Source organism: Neopoerus faecalis, assembly GCF_029218125.1.
GTDB classification, from domain to species: domain Bacteria; phylum Bacillota; class Clostridia; order Oscillospirales; family Oscillospiraceae; genus Oscillibacter; species Oscillibacter faecalis_A.
The window spans coordinates 128,194-145,347 of record NZ_JARFXX010000005.1 but is presented as its reverse complement, the minus strand read 5'-3'; the positions used below and the strand labels follow the sequence as shown (position 1 = coordinate 145,347).

Genomic DNA, 17,154 nt, shown 5'->3' with positions numbered 1-17,154 from the left:
TGCAGTATATTTTTTGATACCAGATACAAATAATTTGCGTACTTGAACGAAAATTGCTATCAGATATAATAAATATATCACTGGTTGGCCATGCAGTCAACGACTGAGATTTCTTAGAAAGGTCTGAATGACATGAAAGAACTGAACATTATGGAGGCTACTGTTCTGACCTCCCCCAATCCGCTGACACTGATCTGTTCTAAAAAGGAGGACGGTTCTACAAACCTGGCTCCCATTTGCTTTGTATCTTACCTCTCCTTCAATCCGCCTATGGTGGGCTTCGCCACAGGAAAACAGTCCCACACCGGTGAGCGGGTACGGGAGACCGGCAAGGTGATTGTCACCGTTCCTGGCGAGAGTCTTGCTCAGGTGGTGATGACCTGCGGAGCGTCTACCGGTGCCAAAACCGACAAGGTGGCCACCAACAACATCGAGATGATGGCTGTGGAGGGCAGTGACATCCAGATTCCGGTGGATACTCGTCTGGCAATGGTGGCCACCCTGCAGCAGTCAGTGGAAGTTGGTGACCATATCCTGCACATCTGTCAGGTGGACAAGTTCCTGGGCAATGAGGACAAGAAGGGCCTGTATGCCTGGAACGGCTTCGGGAAAGTTGCACCTGCGGCAGAAGGCTAAATCTTAAAACGGTAAGGAGGTGTCAGCGGTGGCTGTTTGTATCAAAGACTGTATTCAGAACATGAATCTGGTGATTGGCTGTACGATCGGCTGTAGCTACTGCTACGCCAGAAACAATGTTCGTCGGTTTCACATGATCGACGACTTTGAAAAGCCGGAGTTTTTTCCCAATAAGCTGCGGCTGATGGAGAAAAAGCGCCCACAGAATTTTCTACTCACCGGCATGAGCGATTTTTCCCACTGGAAGTCAGAGTGGCGGGAACAGATATTTGACAAGATGACTGAAAACCCACAGCATCAGTATCTGTTCTTGACTAAGAGACCGGAGGGCATCGTCTTTTCCACCTCATTAGACAACGCTTGGTTTGGTGTAACTGTTACCTCCAGTAAAGAGAAAAACCGTATCCGGACTTTGCGGGAGCATATCCATGGCGGACACTATCATGTGACCTTTGAACCTATGTTTGATGATGTTGGCATGGTGGACCTTACTGGAATTGAGTGGATCGTCATTGGGACTGAGACCGGACATAGGAAGGGCAAATCCGTATCGAAACCGGAATGGATATGGAACCTGACACATCAGGCCCATGCGCTTGGCATCCCTGTATTCATGAAGGAAGATCTACTTCCTATCATGGGAGAAACACATATGGTACAAGAATTTCCCCCGGCTTTTTACCGGGTATTGGAGGAACAGAAGACATGGCGGAAGTGAAAGATAGTAGCATTCTGATTCAGGATGTAGAAACCAAAAATATTATGACAAAATCCACCCTGCCGGTGGGCGGCTATTCCGTCAATCCTTATGTGGGCTGTACCCATGGCTGCAAGTATTGCTACGCTTCGTTCATGAAGCGGTTCACCGGCCATACTGAGCCTTGGGGTACTTTTCTGGATGTGAAATATTGGCCGGCAATCAAAAACCCGCAAAAGTACAAAGGGCAGCGCGTAGTCATCGGTTCTGTGACCGATGGCTATCTGCCCCAGGAGGCTCAGTTTCAGAACACCCGAAAGCTTCTTGAGCAGCTTCGGGGCAGCGAGGCGGAAATTCTCATCTGTACCAAGTCAGACTTGGTAATCCGTGATATCGACCTTCTGAAAGAACTGGGAAAGGTCACGGTTTCATGGTCGATCAATACGCTGGACGAGGATTTCAAAAACGATATGGACAATGCCGTCAGCATCAAGCGGCGGTTGGATGCCATGAAGCAGGTTTATGACGCAGGTATCCGCACCGTGTGCTTTATCGCTCCGGTTTTTCCCGGTATCACGGATTTTGAGGCTATCTTCCATCAGGTCAGAAATCAATGCGACCTGATATGGTTAGAAAATCTAAACCTGCGAGGCGGCTTCAAAAAAGACATCCTTGACTATATACGTAAAAAACATCCTGACTTGGTTCCGCTGTACGACGCTATCTACAACAAGAGGGACAGAAGCTACTTCCGTGGTCTGGAAGAACAGGCGGAGCACCTTGCAAGAGAATGTGGTTGTCCCTTTGTGGACAACGAACTCCCCTATGGCCGGGCAGAGCCGGGACATCCGGTCATTGTGGATTATTTTTACCACGAGGAAGTACGCGGCTCTGAGAACACCGGGAAGCGAACTCAAAAAGTATGATCTTAGGGTGCTCTGAAACGTAGTATGGACAATCGACACCCACACTCTAAGTTACGTGTGTCAACGTGATAAAAATTATATTGGACAAACGCTTGACAACTTTTGTTTTGTAATTTCAAAATTTTCTCTGACCCACTTTTGACCCAGAACACGAAAAAAGCGGGCAGGGCTGGACGGAAACAATGGAAAATCCGCCGAGCGAACGGTGATAAAAAGCACAAATCGGAGCCGAAACGACTCCGATTTGCGCTTGAGACTGCCTCATAACCCGGAGGTCGCAGGTTCGAGTCCTGTCTCCACAACCAGAAAGTCCTGATTTCTTGCGAAATCAGGACTTTTTCCGCACTTTTGTGCCCAATAACTTACTCCCCATTTTTTCTGACCCAAACGCTGACCCCAACGGGAGCGGATAGCGGAAAGGATTATACCGCACCAGAGAGAAGGTTGCCCATTGTTTTTGCCGCTTCACGCTTGGCTGAGGTCGTTACATGAGCGTAGGTGTCCAGCGTGAAGCCTGCGGAGTAGTGACCCAGCATACTGCTGACGGTTTTTACGTCCACGCCATTCTGGAGGGCCATGGTGGCAAAGGTGTGTCTGAGGTCATGGAATCGGATGCGGGGCAGCCCTGCTCGCTTTAGTACTCGTTGGAGCATATGCAGGACACTGTCCGGTGACATGGGGCCTCCTGTTGGTGACGGAAATACCCACTCGCTGTTGCCCGTTTTTCTTCTTTGTTGCACCAGAACGTCTATCGCATCTGCCGACAGTGGCAGTGTGCGGTAGGCGTTTTTCGTTTTCAGCGGGGCCTCGACCACCTTGCCGTTCTGCCGGGAAATGGCCCGCTGCACCTTGACCACCCTGCGGTCGAAGTCCACATCCGTCCATTTCAAGCCCAGCAGTTCGCCCCGGCGCAATCCCGTGGCAAGGTCGAGGTAGTAGAGCTCGTACACGCCGCTGTCCTTGGCCTCCTGGAAGAAGGCGCTGAGTTGGTCGGCGGTCAGGGTTTTCATCTCTTTGTGTTCGACTTTCGGCAAGGCGCAGCCCTGTGTCGGATTGCGGGTTACCAACTTCTGCTCCATGGCGAGGTTGTACGCCGAGCCGATCATCTGATGGATGTTCCGCACCGTTTTTGGTGCCAGACCTTTCGGCTTCTTTTTCGCTTCGATGCGGTCTACCCGGCCACCGTCCAGTAGATGTTTGTAGAACCGCTGCAAGTCCAGAGAAGTCAATTCTGCCAGTGGAACGCCGCCGATCTGCGGTTTGATGTGGTTTTTCAGAAAGCCCTGTGAGGTTTTGTAGGTCGATGGGCGCAGCTTGATTTTTGCGTAGTTCTCCATCCAGACTTCCAACCAACTCCCCACAGTGTAGGTCTTGGCCCGTCCGTAGTCGATGCCGACATTTTCCTCGATGGCCTTTTTCAGTTTCTCCTTGACCTCGGCCTGCGTTTTACCCAGCACGTTCTTGATGATGGCTTTGCCGGTTTCGGGATCGTGACCGACAGTGTATCTTCCCTCCCAGCGTCCGTCCTTTCGTTTTCGGATGTTCCCTTCCCCGTTCGCTCGTCTTTTCGGCATGATATCACCCCCCTTTGTAACGGCAAACCATACCGTAAACAGCAGAGGAAAGCTATCGGAAAACCGAACTGTTATCAGAAAGTTATCAATTGCTTTGCATCGCTCTTTTCTTTGTCTATTGCGGCGCAATTTTTGCGTTGCCGGGGGATGCTCTTCTTTGGTTGGTACAAAATAAGCATAGCATCCGAAGCGCAAATGAAGGCTCGGATGCTATGCTTATTTTGTAGCAGTCAATGAAGGCTACCCAACCTCAGAAAACGGCAAATGCGCCCTTTTGACAAGCGGCCGCCCAGCGTTTCGACAACACGCGGAGCACGCCGAGGGTAGTGATACCACCCCCATCCGAAACAGCCCCTGTTTCGGCGTGTGAGCCGCTGTGTGCGATTCTTTGAACGCTGGCGAGTGTGTACTCAATTTTAGGAGTGAAAGCAAACGTGGCCGCTTGCGCCGGAGGTGTTGAAGGCCGTGTGACCAACGTGTTGGAAACGTTGATATGACTGCGTTTCCTGCGCTTTTCGCGGCTTTTTCGAGGACGAAAAAGAAAACAGGATAAAGGGCTGGCGTCGGAACCGACGCTCTGCCGGGTCACTTCTGCCCGCAGGCAGGTGTTTCGTAGGTCAACCGCCCGCAGTGCGGGCGGCTCTTAGGTCGGAGATGTAAAGGAAGTTGATGGAGGGTTCAACGCAGTCGGTTGTGGCGCCTTATGAGCGTTTCAGAGAATTATGGACGGAGAAAAGGGATGAAACGTGCTGCACGACATAAATATGCCGCTAAGAATTACGAACGGAATCGTACTTGGAATCACCCAACGCTTTGAGGTAGGCATCGTAGGCCGCGTCTAATGAGGAAAATTGCTCTCCCTTTTTCAGGATCTGCTGATACTGACTTTGTGAAGTGAGCGATTCCGAAACGGTGACATAGGTCTTGCCCTTTCTTTGTCCGGTGGTGGTTTCGGAAACATAATATTTTCCGTCGCCGGTTTGGATAATGACAGGAATATTCTTTCCGGTGCCGACCTTATCTGTGTTCAAAGAGGTCCAGAAAAGGTATCGGCTGGCCTGCTGACCATCCCTTCCGTTGCCGAGATAGGCCCATGTGCAGTCCGGCTGCTGCAGAAGGCTGTTGACCAGCTTATTGATTGACTCGGAAATGGCCGGAACATAGTCCGACTTTGGACATCTGGAATCAAACTCAAAATTTGTGTTGTCTTTTACCTTGCCATCCTTCCAAAAATCTGTGTCATATAGAAGCTGAAAGTACTCCTTTGCGTCCACACTTGTGTTAAATGGGTATTTCGGCGTGGACGGATCAACTGCTCCGCTCCAAGTAAGAATGACTCCATAGTCTTCGCTATACGACACGACACAGGTTCCGTTTGGCGCGGCAACGCCTTTCCAGTTGTCCGTATTACCTTGATTTTTGGAATGGACGATACCACCGATATTTATAGGGTCTATCGATTGCCAATCTTCCTGTTTCTGCCGCAGATCGACCGTCACAGTGGACGCTGGATTTCCGAGTTGTGCCTCGGTGGATACCTGCGCATAAGCAGATCGTACATTTGCAAGGTCTGCGGCCTCCCTGCTTCTTTCGAGCTGTGATGCAAATACCGGAATCGCAATTGCAATCAATATGGCGATGATCGCAATGACTATCAGCATTTCCATTAATGTAAATCCGTTGCTGTTTTGTTTCATATGATCTCTGCTTTATCTTTGATGTAGTATCATAGACATAGACAGTTGCCTGTAATAACTGTTTTGCATTGATTTAGAATTGCCTTTCCTTTGTTGGCAGGGGGGAAATAATGAACCTTTATATTTGCAGCCGATCATAAAACTGCGGTTCGATTCATACCTGCCTCAGCTGATCCCTTGATCATAACGGCGGATCTCCCGTAAATTCCGATTGACCAAACCCATCGTACCATAGTACGAAAGCGTTTGCAACTGAATTTGCCGGCAGGAATATCCGTATATTAGTAAGAAAATAGATGCAGCGCAGAGAGCGACGATTACATGACCTTATGCATAGGGAAATATCGCCGTGAAAAAATATCAGATAAATATTTGCTCCTATTCCTTAAAAACTGCGGTATGATCCTTTCCGCTATCCCGTTGGGGTCAGCGTTTGGGTCAGAAAAAACAGCAAGCAAGTTATCAGATGAAAAAGTGCGGAAAAAGTCCTGATTTCGCAAGAAATCAGGACTTTCTGGTTGCGGAGACAGGACTCGAACCTGCGACCTCCGGGTTATGAGGCAGTCTCAAGAGAAAATCGGAGCCGTTTCGGCTCCGATTTGTGCTTTTTACCACCGGTCGCTCGGCGGATTTTCCGTTGTTTCCGTCCATGCCTGTCCGCTTTTTTCGGATTCTGGGTCAAGACTGGGTCAGACACATTCTGTAATAGGGATGAGCAAAACTCAATTATTGCGAAATCAAGACACGATATATATGGCTTGAGCGAGCCTTATAGCACTATTTTCTGTATATCCTTATGCGCAAATCGGAGTTTTGCTCAACCCTATTGTATTAACAAAAGCCTCAGCAAATACTTGATTGCTTGCTCCTTATCACAAATTTTGCATTTCACAGCCGACCGCTGCCACACAAGGAACAGTGTATTGCTGTAATGGTCGACAAGCAGTTCATTCAACATATCCTTTTGCTGAGCATCCGGGCAACCCTTGAATATCCGCCGCATCTGGCTGTTCAGAAGAGTCGGTTTTCCTATATGGCAGCTTAGCGGCCTGCCCTGCCATTTGTATGGCTTATCGTTTAGCGCACGGCGAGCCGATGCTCGATATCACCGTGCAGGAGTTGTGAGATCACCGCAGCCAGTGGAATAAAAAACACGATGCCAATGATGCCGAACAGCTTTCCGCCCAGCAGGGCGGCCAATAGTGTCCACAATGGTGAGAGACCTACGCTGCTGCCGACCACATGGGGATAGATGAACTGATTCTCAATGAACTGCACCATTTGATAAACAATGAAACACAAAATTGCCTTTTCCGGTACAGCCATAAGCGTAAGCAGCACACCGATCAAGCAGGAGGCAAATGCGCCAATATATGGAACAAACGCAAACGCCGCAGTCAGAGCCGCGGTCAGAGCCGCGTAAGGAATGCGGAAGACCGAAAACGCGAGAAAGATCATTGTGCCGAGGATCAGCACCTCGATGCATTGGCCGGAAAAGAACTTTGTATAGGTGTCGTGCGTCAGTTTTGCAACGTGGCAGATACGCTCTGCTGTTGGCTTCTTGAAATAAGCGTACAGGAAACTGCGGCACTGTCTGCCAAGCTCACGGCGGCCTAACAACACATAGAACATGATCACGATTGCAAACACAGCGTTTACCGTAACCGTGACGGTTGAGCCTGCCAGGTCAACAACTGAGCCAATCACAGCTCCTGCACCGGTGAAAAGCTTCTCCACTGCCATTTTCCAATTGAATGACGCCGCAAGCTTAGTCAGTTCCGTGGTGTCGATTCCATAACTATTCAGCAGAGCTGCCCAGTTCGGCCAATTTGCCCTTGCCAGTTCAGCAATGCTTTTGACCGACGCAGTCAACTGCGGGATTGCCAATACGCACAGCAAGCATACCAACACCACAACACAGGCCATTGTCAGTGCCAGACTCAGGGCATCAACTGTCTTTTCTTTCAGCCTTGGAAAGATGCCTGTGAGCCGCCGTGCAATGCCAAGCATCGGGACGCTTAGTATGAATGCCAGCAGCAGTCCTGAAAATACGGGTGACAAAATGCTTGTAAAGGTGCGAAAAAAGCCTGCCACAGCATTCAGATTCATCAGCGCCGCAAAAAGCGTCACACCGAAGGCAACTACAAGGATCTCCTGCTTCAGCTGCTTATTCATAGATCTATCCCTCCGCCTTTAAGATTTTCACCGGGTTCGAGACGCCCTTTCCATTGTCTCTTTTCGTTCACGATATAAATAATATTGCTCGTTTACCGCCGGATCCATTTCAGAAGCTGAATCACCAGCATAGAGCCAAAGGCCAGTCCCACAATGGCACCGACCATGCCAACAGACAGCGGCGCAATTGCGAACAGCGGTTCCAGCGCGGGAACCAGCAGCACCAGCCCCAACAGCAGCGCGCCGATGGCAAAGGCACCCAACAGGGCACGGTTATTCCAGAAGTGGCGGGTCAGCAGCACCGGATGCTGGGATTTGCAGCTAAAGCCGTGGAACAGCCGGCTCAGGCACAGGGTAGCGAAGGCCATGGTCTGCCCAGCAGCGGCGCCGCCGGCGTTCAGCCCCAGATAGAAGGCCGTGACGGTGGCGGCGGCGATGACCAGTCCTTCGATGCCCACGCTGAACAGGAAGGTTTTGGTCAGGATGCCTTCGTTCCGGGGCCGGGGCTTTTCCGACATGACCTCGTCGGTGTGAGGCTCCAAGCCAAGGGCGATGGCGGGTAGAGAGTCCGTCAGCAGGTTGATGAACAGCAGGTGCACTGCCGCGAAGGGCACGGGCAGTCCCATCAGAGAGGCGTAGAGCACCGTTAAAATGCCCGCCGTATTGCCGGAGAGCAGAAACTGAATGGCCCGCTTGATGTTTGCATACACGTTCCGGCCATTCTTCACGGCTTTCACGATGGTGGCGAAGTTATCGTCCGCCAGCACCATACCGGCGGCATCCTTGGCCACCTCCGTTCCCGTGATGCCCATGGCAACGCCGATGTCCGCCTGCTTGAGAGCGGGGGCGTCATTGACACCATCGCCGGTCATGGCTACCAGATTGCCCCGCTGCTGCCACGCCCGGACGATGCGGATCTTATGCTCCGGGGACACACGGGCGTAGACACTGACCTTCGGTACAAAGTCCTGCAATTCCTCGTCGCTCATGCTGTCGATGACCGCGCCCTCCACGGCCTCCGTACCGTCCCGCAAAATGCCGATCTCACGGGCGATGGCCGCCGCCGTGATCTTATGGTCGCCGGTGATCATAATAGGACGGATACCGGCGCGGATGCACTCCGCCACCGCCGCCTTGGATTCCTCCCGGGGCGGGTCCATCATGGCGATGAGGCCGAGGAAGGTCAGGCCGTTTTCATCCGATAGGCTGATGGCCGTGCTGTCCACGCTGCGGCAGGCGAAGGCCAGCACCCGCAGGCCCTCGTTGGAAAACTGTTCGTTGACCTGTTCGATCCTCGCCCGTTCCTCCGGCGTCACCACGCAGCGGTCCAGCAGCACGTCCGTCGCGCCCTTGGTGACCAGCATCAGGCCCCCCGCCAGCTTGTGGACCGTGGACATCATTTTCCGGTCGGAATCGAAGGGGATCTCTGTCAGACGGGGCCAGCGGTTCCGGACGAGATCCTCGTCAAAGCCGTTGGTCTCCCCCAGCCGCACCAGTGCCGTTTCCGTGGGGTCGCCGATCTCCGTATCCCCGCTGATGACCGCGTCGCTGCACAGCAGGGCCGTCCGCAGCAGCGGCTCCTGTAACGGGTCCCGGAAGTCCGCGTCCTTGGCGTCGATCACCTCGCCGCCGGTGTAGAGCTTGCGCACCGTCATGCGGTTCTGGGTCAGCGTACCGGTCTTATCCGAGCAGATGACCGACACGCTGCCAAGCCCCTCCACCGCCTGCAAATGGCGGATGATGGCGTTTTCCCTGGCCATTTTCCGGGTGCCGAAGGACAGCACGATGGTCACGATGGAACTAAGGGCCTCGGGGATGGCCGCCACTGCCAAAGCGACGGCGAAGAGGAAGGCGTTCATCACGTTTTCGTGCCGCCACAGCACACTGACGCCAAACAGCACGGCGCAGATCACCAGAATGATGATCGACAGCTTTCTGCCGAACTGATCCAGACTGACCTGCAGCGGTGTTTTCCGCTCCTCCGTATTTTTCAGAAGCTGGGCGATCTTGCCCATCTCCGTGTCCATGCCGGTGGCCGTCACCAGAAAGCGGCCCCGCCCATAGGTGACAAAGCTGCCGGAGAACACCATGTTCTTCCGGTCGCCCAAGGCCGTCTCTCCACTGAGCGGCTCCGTATCCTTTTCCACCGGCAGGCTCTCGCCGGTAAGGGCGCTCTCCGCGCACTTCAGACTGGCACATTCCAACAGGCGTCCGTCGGCACAGACGGAATCTCCCGCCTCCAATATGACCACATCACCGGGAACCACCTCCCGGCCGGGGATCTGTACGATCTGACCGTCCCGCAGTACCTTGGCGGTGGGAGCGGACATCTGCTTCAGGCTGTCCAGCGATGCGGAGGCCTTCACCGTCTGAACGGTGCCCAGAATTGCGTTCATGGTGATGACCGCCAAAATGACGATCATACTCTCTACGTCCCCCATACAGGCGGAGATGACGGCGGCCAGAATGAGGATCAACACCAGAAAATCCGCAAACTGCCCCAGAAAAATCTGCCAAACACTCTTTTGCTTGCCGGCGTGCAGTTCGTTGGCACCGTATTTCAACAAACGGAGCGCCGCATCCTCCTGTGATAGGCCGGTCTCCCGGCAATCCAGTTTCTGGAACAGCTCCACGCGGGATTGTTCCCAAATGTTCTTTTCCTGCTTCATGTACTGTGTCTCCTTTCGGCGGACGCAAAAAAGGCGAACCCTTTTGCGTCAATGCCTTCACATTGATACAAAAGTCTCGCCATTTCAATCCGCAGCGGAGCCAAACGGCTCGTACTGACGCCAACGGATACACAAAGCTGTGCAAGCTACTCCCTTTTAAACGAAGGATACACCATTCTTTTCACATTGTCAAGAAGGACGCCTGCTAAAGGACGTTAAGAATTTTACCTGTACAGATTCTTACAGGTGGAAGTATTTTTCAGCTTTTGATTTTCTCCCAGCATCAGCAAGGTCAGACTTCCGTCCAGCATGGTTTCCGGCGAGATGTTTACATCGGTTTTGCCGTGCACACCTCCTTGAAAGGATAGTACTCTCAATTTCCCGTACAGTATAGCACGGTGTTGGCGATATGTCTGCACAGCCGTAAAATTTATTTCATATAATATAAGGAAAGAAGAAAAATGGATGATAATAAGAAAAGTACCACGATCTGGCTGCGTCCCAGCGAGATCAGCCGCATGGACGGTTGGCTGTAAGCGGATAACTGTCAAAGCCGCAGTGAATTTGTGGATAAGGCCCTGCGCTTTTACGAAGCCGTGAAATGGGCGGAGAAGAACGGCATCACCGGCGGCATCGGCAGTGGTCTGTTCGGCCCCAACAATGACTGCACCTGCACACAGATCGTGACGCTCATCCCCCCCGGAGAGGGCGCGTACCGAATCGGTACGCGCCCTCTCCGTTTTATTGTTTGTATATGTCCGACCCGCACGGCGTATCCAATAGAAGCGCCATGCCTTTTCGTGCCATGGAGTCCCTCTTTCCAAAGGGCGAAGCCAGGATATCCTCAGCCCATATCGGCGGCAAGGGCCTGATCGATGAGCTTTTGCAGCGTCTCCGCCTGCTTCTGTTCCGTGATAGCGCCCACAATAGGCTCGCCCACGATGTTGCCGTTCCGGTCTATCACATAGGTGGTAGGATAGGCAAAGATATTGGCAGTGAACTTTCCTGCCTCGCCGTCGGAGTCAAAATACACATTCTGATAGGCCGCACCCTTCTTGGCCAGCACATCCTTCGCCTCCGAGATTGCTGCCTCATCGCCGTCCAGAGTGAAGGTATTGACGCCGATGAGGGCGCCGCCCTTTTCCGCCAGCTCCTTGTTCAGTGCGTCCAGATCGCCAAGCTCACCCACACAGGGGCTGCAGGTGGTAAACCAGAAATTCACCACGGTGACGGCGTTGGCGGAGAACAACTCGTCGCTTTTGACCTCGTTGCCGTCCAGATCCTTGCCCTCAAAGGAGGGGAATTTCTGCACATCGCCGTTGGCGTCGGTCTCCTCATTCAGAATTTCGGGATGCTGCTTTTCCAGCTCGGTCAGCTTATTCTCGATCTCGCTGATCTCCTGCGCGGACTTCTTCAGCAGCGCGTATTCCTCATCGCTGAACTGGTCCTTGGCGGATTCGATGGTGTCCAGCAGGAAATCGCCGTAATTCTTGCCGTCCTCGATCATGGCCATGCCCTTGTCCGCCGCCAGAAAGACCTTTTCCCAAAGCTCCGTGTTCTCCGACAGGATCTCGTTCTCCCGATCCATCAGGGACTTGTGGGTGGCGGCGGCCTCCTCCGTCTGGGCCGTGTCGCTGCTGTTGTCGGTCTTGCTGTCACCCTTCGCGCCGCAGGCGGCGAGAGTGAGCACCATCAGCGTTGCCAGCAGCAGCGCGGTCAATTTCTTCATCTTCATGTTGTTTCCTCCGTGTTTTCTTCAATGTTGATATTTTGTTTTCCGTCTCCAAAGCCATAGCGGAAGCTCACGGCCCCGGTGGGACAAGCGCTGACGCACATCCCGCAGCGGATACACTCGGTATGGTTGGGCGTTTTCGTCACGTCCACGTCCATCTTGCAGGCTCTGGCGCATTTCCCGCAGGAAACGCATTTATGCCCGTCCACCTTCATCTGAAGGAGGGACACCCGGTTAAAGAGTGCGTAGAACGCCCCCAGCGGGCAGAGCCATTTGCAAAACGGCCGGTAGAACACCACGCTCAGCGCAACCACCGCCAGCAGAATACTGAACTTCCAGGTAAACAGCTTGCCCAGCGCCGCCCGGATGCCGGAATTGGCGAGGGACAGCGGGATCGCCCCCTCCAGCACGCCCTGCGGACAGAGGTACTTGCAGAAAAAGGGGTCCCCCATACCCACGTCGTTCACCAGAAACGCCGGCAGCAAAACGACCATCCCCAGCAAAACGGCGTATTTGAGGTAGGTCAGAGGCTTCAGCTTCTTTGTGGAGAGCTTTTTTGTGGGAATTTTATGCAGCAGCTCCTGAAACCACCCAAAGGGGCAGAGAAAGCCGCAGATGAAGCGTCCCAGCAAAACCCCTAACAGGATGAGAAAGCCTGTGATATAATAGGAGAAACGGAACTTCGATGAGCCAACCACCGCCTGAAAGGAGCCGATGGGACAGGCCCCGGTCGCCGCGGGACAGGAATAGCAGTTCAGCCCCGGCACGCAGACGGTCTTTCCCGCCCCCTGATAAAGACTTCCCTTGAAGAAGTTCGGCAGGTGAAGATTGGTCAGCAGCGCCGCCCCCGCCTGGATCCATCCCCGCCAGCGGGCAAGGAGATGGGAAATTGTTTGATGTTTTTTATCCAATCCCCACACACTCCAGACATACTTTAATGGCCTTGCTCAGCACCGTGGCCGTTTCGCCCCGCAGTACGCCGACGCACAGCATGGCAGCTCCGGCGAACAACAGCGCAATCTGCACCGCAGTCTTGCGGTCAACTCTCATATTTTCTTCACCCTTTCGCTTTTTCTGCATCTCATCATACCGCTTCGCCCCTAAAGCTGATGTTAAGAACGGAAAATTAACAAAAACTTTATCGCAATGTGCTATACTTCGGATAGATTATACGGGAAAAGGAGGGCATACCATGCGTCTTTTGCTCATTGAAGATGAACGCACGCTGTGCGATGCCGTCGCACGCCGACTGCGCCGGTTGGGTTACAGCGTAGATCTCGCCTACGACGGCGAGCAGGCATTGCAGCTTTTGGAGGTGGAATGCTACGATCTGGTGCTGCTGGATCTGAACCTACCCAAGCTGGACGGCATGAGCGTGCTGCGCACACTGCGGCAGACTGACCGCGAAACGCGGGTGCTGATTCTCTCAGCCCGCAGCGGCACCGCCGACAAGGTGGATGGCCTTGACGCAGGTGCCAATGACTATCTCTCCAAGCCCTTTGCGCTGGCCGAGCTGGAAGCGCGCATCCGCAGCTTGACCCAGCGGCAGTTCATTCAGCCGGATGTGTGTCTCTCCTTCGGCACACTGCGCTTCGACACAAGAAGCCGCATCGCCGCGGTGAACGGACAGGACGTCTCCCTCACCAAAAAAGAGAGCGGCATTTTAGAGTATTTGCTGCTCAATCGGGGCCGCCCGGTCAGTCAGGAGGAACTGATCGACCATGTTTGGGACAATAGCGTGGACGGCTTCAGCAATGCCATCCGCGTCCACATCTCCGCACTGCGGAAAAAGCTGCGCGCTGCGATGGGCTATGATCCCATTCATAACCGCATCGGAGAAGGGTATCTGTTGGGAGGACCGGAAGAATGAAGAAGCTGTCTCTCCAATGGCGCATCACGCTGATGACCATCCTGCTTACAGGTGTCACCTGCATCTCCATGAATCTGTTGCTCTGCTCGTCTGGCGTATATTATATGGACTCCATCGCGGATTCACTTCAAGACTATGGTCCTATTGTCTTCGAGGACGGAGAGACTGCCAGCTTTGACCCACAGCTCGTCCCATCCGGTGAGGGCTTGACAATCGTTGTCAGTGGGGCGCAGGCGCGTTTCCGCACAACAAACTGGTACATCACAGCAGCAATCGCACTGCTCGGCGGTATGTTGGCCTATTTCGTCAGCGGTCGTGCATTGCGTCCGCTGCGCCGCTTTGCCGGGCAGGCCGAACAGGTGGAGACAAGCAACCTTTCCGAGATCCGGCTCGACGAAGAGACCCTGCCGGAGCTTCGCTCCCTCACCCACGCTCTCAATGAAATGCTGGAGCGCCTAAGCCGCGGCTTTGACGCCCAGCGGCAGTTCGTCGGCAACGCCGCCCATGAACTGCGCACGCCGTTGACGCTGCTGCAAACACAACTGGAGCTTTTCTCCGATGAGCATCCGGATATTCTGCCGGAAAGCGCGGCGTTCCTCGACGCCCTGCAGGACGAAGTCCAGCGGCTCAGTCGGCTCACGCATGCGCTGCTGGACATGAGCGATCTTCAGTCCGTTCCACGCGACGATGTCATTCTGCTTTCGCCCATGATCGATGAGGTCTTTGCTGACCTCGCCCTGCGGGCCGAGCGCAGCGGGATTTCCCTCTCGCGTGAGGGGGAGGATGTTACCGTTGTCGGCAGCGATATGCTGCTTTGCCGGATGTTTTTCAATCTGGTGGAGAATGCCGTCAAATATAACCGTCCCGGTGGTATGGTGAAGGTGGATGTTCAGCAACGGGACGGACAGGCGGTCATCCATGTAGCGGATACTGGCCGCGGCATCCCACAGGAGTTCTGGCAGAGTATCTTCCAGCCCTTTTTCCGCGTGGACAAGTCCCTCAGCCGCGAGCTTGGCGGAGCGGGACTCGGCCTTCCGCTGGTGTGGGAGATCGCACGGCTCCACGGCGGCCGCGTTTGGGTGGAGGAAAGCAATGACAGCGGCAGTGTGCTGGCCGTAACACTTCCGTTGTCCGCATCGATTACAGACACCGTCAGGGGGTAAAACAGTATTTTTTACAAGTCATCTGATTACGGTCAAACCAAGCGAGGTACTTGAGCGCCGCTCCAAGGCATCGGCCAAAGCTCAGCATAAAGAGATTAGGGTCAGACTGGAGCGGCAATCAGCGAAGTATCATCGGAGATGGGCATCTTCTTTGATGTCCCAGCAGGTGCTTAATATGCCAAGGCTGTGGTCTGGACTGTGGAAAACGGTGCCTACACAGGAACGGGCGGTGGAAAGTTCTCTCCCGATGCCACCTGCATGAGAGCGCAGGCCGTGACCTTCCTGCAAAGAGCCATGTTTACAGTAGGACGAAACAAAAAAGCGATTAAAGCTTACATACAGAACCAACTGCAAGAAGACCAAATAGCCGACCAAGTAAGCATCAAGGAATTTATAGACCCGTTTACGGGGAGCAAGAATACTAAGGCATAACCAAAACCCCTTAAGGGGCATTGCCCGTATAAAGCCCTTATAGGGCTTACTCAAGCCTCCGGCTTAGCCGGAGGCTTTGATTTATTTTGGACTAAAAACAGCGGGATCGGAGATGCACTGAAATGATGAGCGGGTCACCGCCCATTCCGAGCGACAGCCCGCCTTTTGTCAGATCATGTTGAGATTTTATCACACAATTACCTTTCTAAGTCTCTCTAAATCATTCCCATCCGGATGGGAGAGAGCTCGGTCAAAGTTCTCAATCAGCGCATCGATACTTTCCGGATGCTCCGGCTGTGCTTTCATTTTCATGTAGCGTTCCCGTACAGACGGCGGCATTTTGCCCTGACACATATATTCTCCGACCACGGAATTACTTGAATCGATAGACCGCTTGACATGATCGAGTATCTTCTGGAAATATGCATCGCTGCCGCCGAAGCCCGCTGTTCCAAATAGAAAGATCTTTTTGCCCTTCAACGTTGACAGTAATGTCAGGGTGGACTTATCTGCATTCCCCTTGTCCGTCCAAAACCCAATATAGAGCATCTCGGAGTATAGCCCTCCTTCTTTAGGTGCCCCGAAATAGTCACAGTTTTCTTTGGGAAGCACTGCATAAATTGTATCGGCAAGTTTCTTCGTATTGCCCGTCAGGCTATTGAATACAATTGAATATCTTCCTTTGCCCATATCAAAGCCTCCTGTTTCGTCAAAGCGGCATCGGAATCCGGGCAATCTCAATAACTGCAACGATGGCAATTATAAAGGCTGCAATCCCGATAACTACTGTGCTCTTCATGCTGAGTTTCTTCTTTTTTTTGCTCTGCATATCAGCATAGCACCAGTCACACAAGCAACCGCCGCCATAAGCGCAATGCCCAGCGTTTCCCATAGCCAGGAAAGTTCATATATGATCTTCATTCATTCACCCATCCCTTAACGGTCTTATTTGCAAATCCGGATTATCAAGCAGGATAGCGGTTGCACTCCCTTTTTCCGCACTCTTCGACGCAGCAGGGCGTACTGTCTTCCTCCGTAATCGTGTTTGCACCTATATTTTTGTCCATGCTCGCTCAGCTCAACTTGCCGACCATATCAATCATAGCTTATTTCAGCAGCTCTGACAATACCTGAAACAGCTTTTGAATAGAGCTGTTGCTGATAGTGGGGGCACAGAGAACCGGGAAATGTATGTTTATAAAAGCGTGGCGGAATCTGGGATTACAGATACGGCATTCAGAGTAATTTCGCTGGTAGCACAAGACTGTGCTGTGGCCGAGGGAGGGAAGCCCCCCTGTTTCGCCATGTAAGCCGATGTGTGCGATTTTTCTTGAAGAGCCGAGTGTGTACTCACTTTCGCTCGTGAAAGCAAACATGAAACGTTTGTGCCGGAGGTGTTGAAGGCCGTGTGACCAACGTGTTGGAAATGTTGGTATGACTGCATTTCCTATGCTTTTCACAACTTTTTCGAGGGCGAAAAAGAAAGCAGGGATAAAGCAGGGATCCTCCGTCTGCATGGGGGAATTATATCATCGTCACCGTTGGACGAGGATAGCATACGGTAAATGCGCAAGGAAAACGGA

The 17,154-nt window shown here is 52.9% G+C and carries 14 protein-coding genes and 1 pseudogene; 7 read left to right on the top strand and 8 right to left on the bottom strand.

Features of this window, described 5'->3' with window-relative positions; translation table 11 throughout:
- The first annotated feature begins 132 nt into the window (after positions 1-132).
- Genes PY311_RS07835 through PY311_RS07825 form a run of 3 tightly spaced genes read left to right on the top strand, consistent with a single transcriptional unit; the run spans position 133 to position 2,259 of the window.
- A complete protein-coding gene (locus tag PY311_RS07835) occupies positions 133-636 on the top strand; it encodes a flavin reductase family protein (RefSeq protein WP_286148123.1) in 504 nt (167 codons plus the stop codon).
- Positions 637-664: 28 nt separating this feature from the next.
- Positions 665-1,354 (top strand): radical SAM mobile pair protein A, encoded by a 690-nt coding sequence (locus PY311_RS07830; protein ID WP_286148122.1) that lies wholly within the window; start codon positions 665-667, stop codon positions 1,352-1,354.
- The gene (locus tag PY311_RS07825; protein WP_286148121.1) at positions 1,342-2,259 is read left to right on the top strand and encodes a radical SAM mobile pair protein B; all 918 of its coding nucleotides are present in this window, start codon (positions 1,342-1,344) and stop codon (positions 2,257-2,259) included. Before PY311_RS07830 ends, PY311_RS07825 begins: the two co-directional genes overlap by 13 nt.
- Positions 2,260-2,681: 422 nt before the next feature.
- On the opposite strand, the gene PY311_RS07820 is transcribed toward PY311_RS07825, so the two are convergent.
- From PY311_RS07820 to PY311_RS07805, 4 genes are all read right to left on the bottom strand, one after another.
- Positions 2,682-3,833, bottom strand: a complete 1,152-nt coding sequence (locus PY311_RS07820) for a tyrosine-type recombinase/integrase (protein ID WP_286148120.1) — start codon at positions 3,831-3,833, stop codon at positions 2,682-2,684.
- Positions 3,834-4,603: 770 nt separating this feature from the next.
- Positions 4,604-5,530: a prepilin-type N-terminal cleavage/methylation domain-containing protein gene (locus tag PY311_RS07815; protein WP_286148119.1), complete on the bottom strand. Its 927-nt coding sequence runs from the start codon at positions 5,528-5,530 to the stop codon at positions 4,604-4,606.
- 1,077 nt (positions 5,531-6,607) lie between these two features.
- Positions 6,608-7,705 carry an AI-2E family transporter gene (locus PY311_RS07810; RefSeq protein WP_286148118.1) on the bottom strand — a complete coding sequence of 366 codons (1,098 nt, stop codon included), beginning with the start codon at positions 7,703-7,705 and terminating at the stop codon, positions 6,608-6,610.
- 92 nt (positions 7,706-7,797) lie between these two features.
- The gene (locus PY311_RS07805) at positions 7,798-10,374 is read right to left on the bottom strand and encodes a cation-translocating P-type ATPase (protein WP_286148117.1); all 2,577 of its coding nucleotides are present in this window, start codon (positions 10,372-10,374) and stop codon (positions 7,798-7,800) included.
- 566 nt (positions 10,375-10,940) lie between these two features.
- Here PY311_RS07805 and PY311_RS12665 point away from each other — a divergent pair.
- Positions 10,941-11,246 carry an S-layer homology domain-containing protein gene (locus PY311_RS12665; RefSeq protein ID WP_350309717.1) on the top strand — a complete coding sequence of 102 codons (306 nt, stop codon included), beginning with the start codon at positions 10,941-10,943 and terminating at the stop codon, positions 11,244-11,246.
- Here the strand turns inward: PY311_RS12665 and PY311_RS07795 are convergent.
- From PY311_RS07795 to PY311_RS07785, 3 genes are read right to left on the bottom strand one after another with little or no spacing between them, the layout of a single operon-like run.
- Positions 11,219-12,109, bottom strand: a complete 891-nt coding sequence (locus tag PY311_RS07795) for a TlpA disulfide reductase family protein (RefSeq protein WP_286148115.1) — start codon at positions 12,107-12,109, stop codon at positions 11,219-11,221. The genes PY311_RS12665 and PY311_RS07795 overlap by 28 nt on opposite strands.
- Entirely contained in the window at positions 12,106-13,017 is a 912-nt protein-coding gene (locus tag PY311_RS07790; protein ID WP_286148114.1) for a 4Fe-4S binding protein, read from the bottom strand. The genes PY311_RS07795 and PY311_RS07790 overlap by 4 nt, the downstream gene beginning before the upstream one ends.
- On the bottom strand, positions 13,010-13,156 hold the full coding sequence (locus tag PY311_RS07785) for a CD1871A family CXXC motif-containing protein (RefSeq protein ID WP_286148113.1): 147 nt from the start codon (positions 13,154-13,156) through the stop codon (positions 13,010-13,012). Before PY311_RS07785 ends, PY311_RS07790 begins: the two co-directional genes overlap by 8 nt.
- 142 nt (positions 13,157-13,298) lie before the next feature.
- Here PY311_RS07785 and PY311_RS07780 point away from each other — a divergent pair, with 142 nt between their 5' ends.
- The 3 genes and pseudogenes from PY311_RS07780 to PY311_RS07770 form a co-directional block, all read left to right on the top strand.
- Positions 13,299-13,976 (top strand): response regulator transcription factor, encoded by a 678-nt coding sequence (locus PY311_RS07780; protein ID WP_286148112.1) that lies wholly within the window; start codon positions 13,299-13,301, stop codon positions 13,974-13,976.
- Positions 13,973-15,139, top strand: a complete 1,167-nt coding sequence (locus PY311_RS07775; RefSeq protein ID WP_286148111.1) for a sensor histidine kinase — start codon at positions 13,973-13,975, stop codon at positions 15,137-15,139. Before PY311_RS07780 ends, PY311_RS07775 begins: the two co-directional genes overlap by 4 nt.
- Positions 15,140-15,439: 300 nt before the next feature.
- Positions 15,440-15,571 (top strand): annotated as a pseudogene (locus PY311_RS07770) (IS200/IS605 family transposase); the annotation flags it as partial.
- A 189-nt stretch (positions 15,572-15,760) separates the two neighbouring features.
- On the opposite strand, the gene bilS reads toward PY311_RS07770, so the two are convergent.
- Positions 15,761-16,261, bottom strand: a complete 501-nt coding sequence (gene bilS, locus PY311_RS07765; protein ID WP_286148110.1) for a flavodoxin family protein BilS — start codon at positions 16,259-16,261, stop codon at positions 15,761-15,763.
- Between the last annotated feature and the right edge of the window lie 893 nt (positions 16,262-17,154).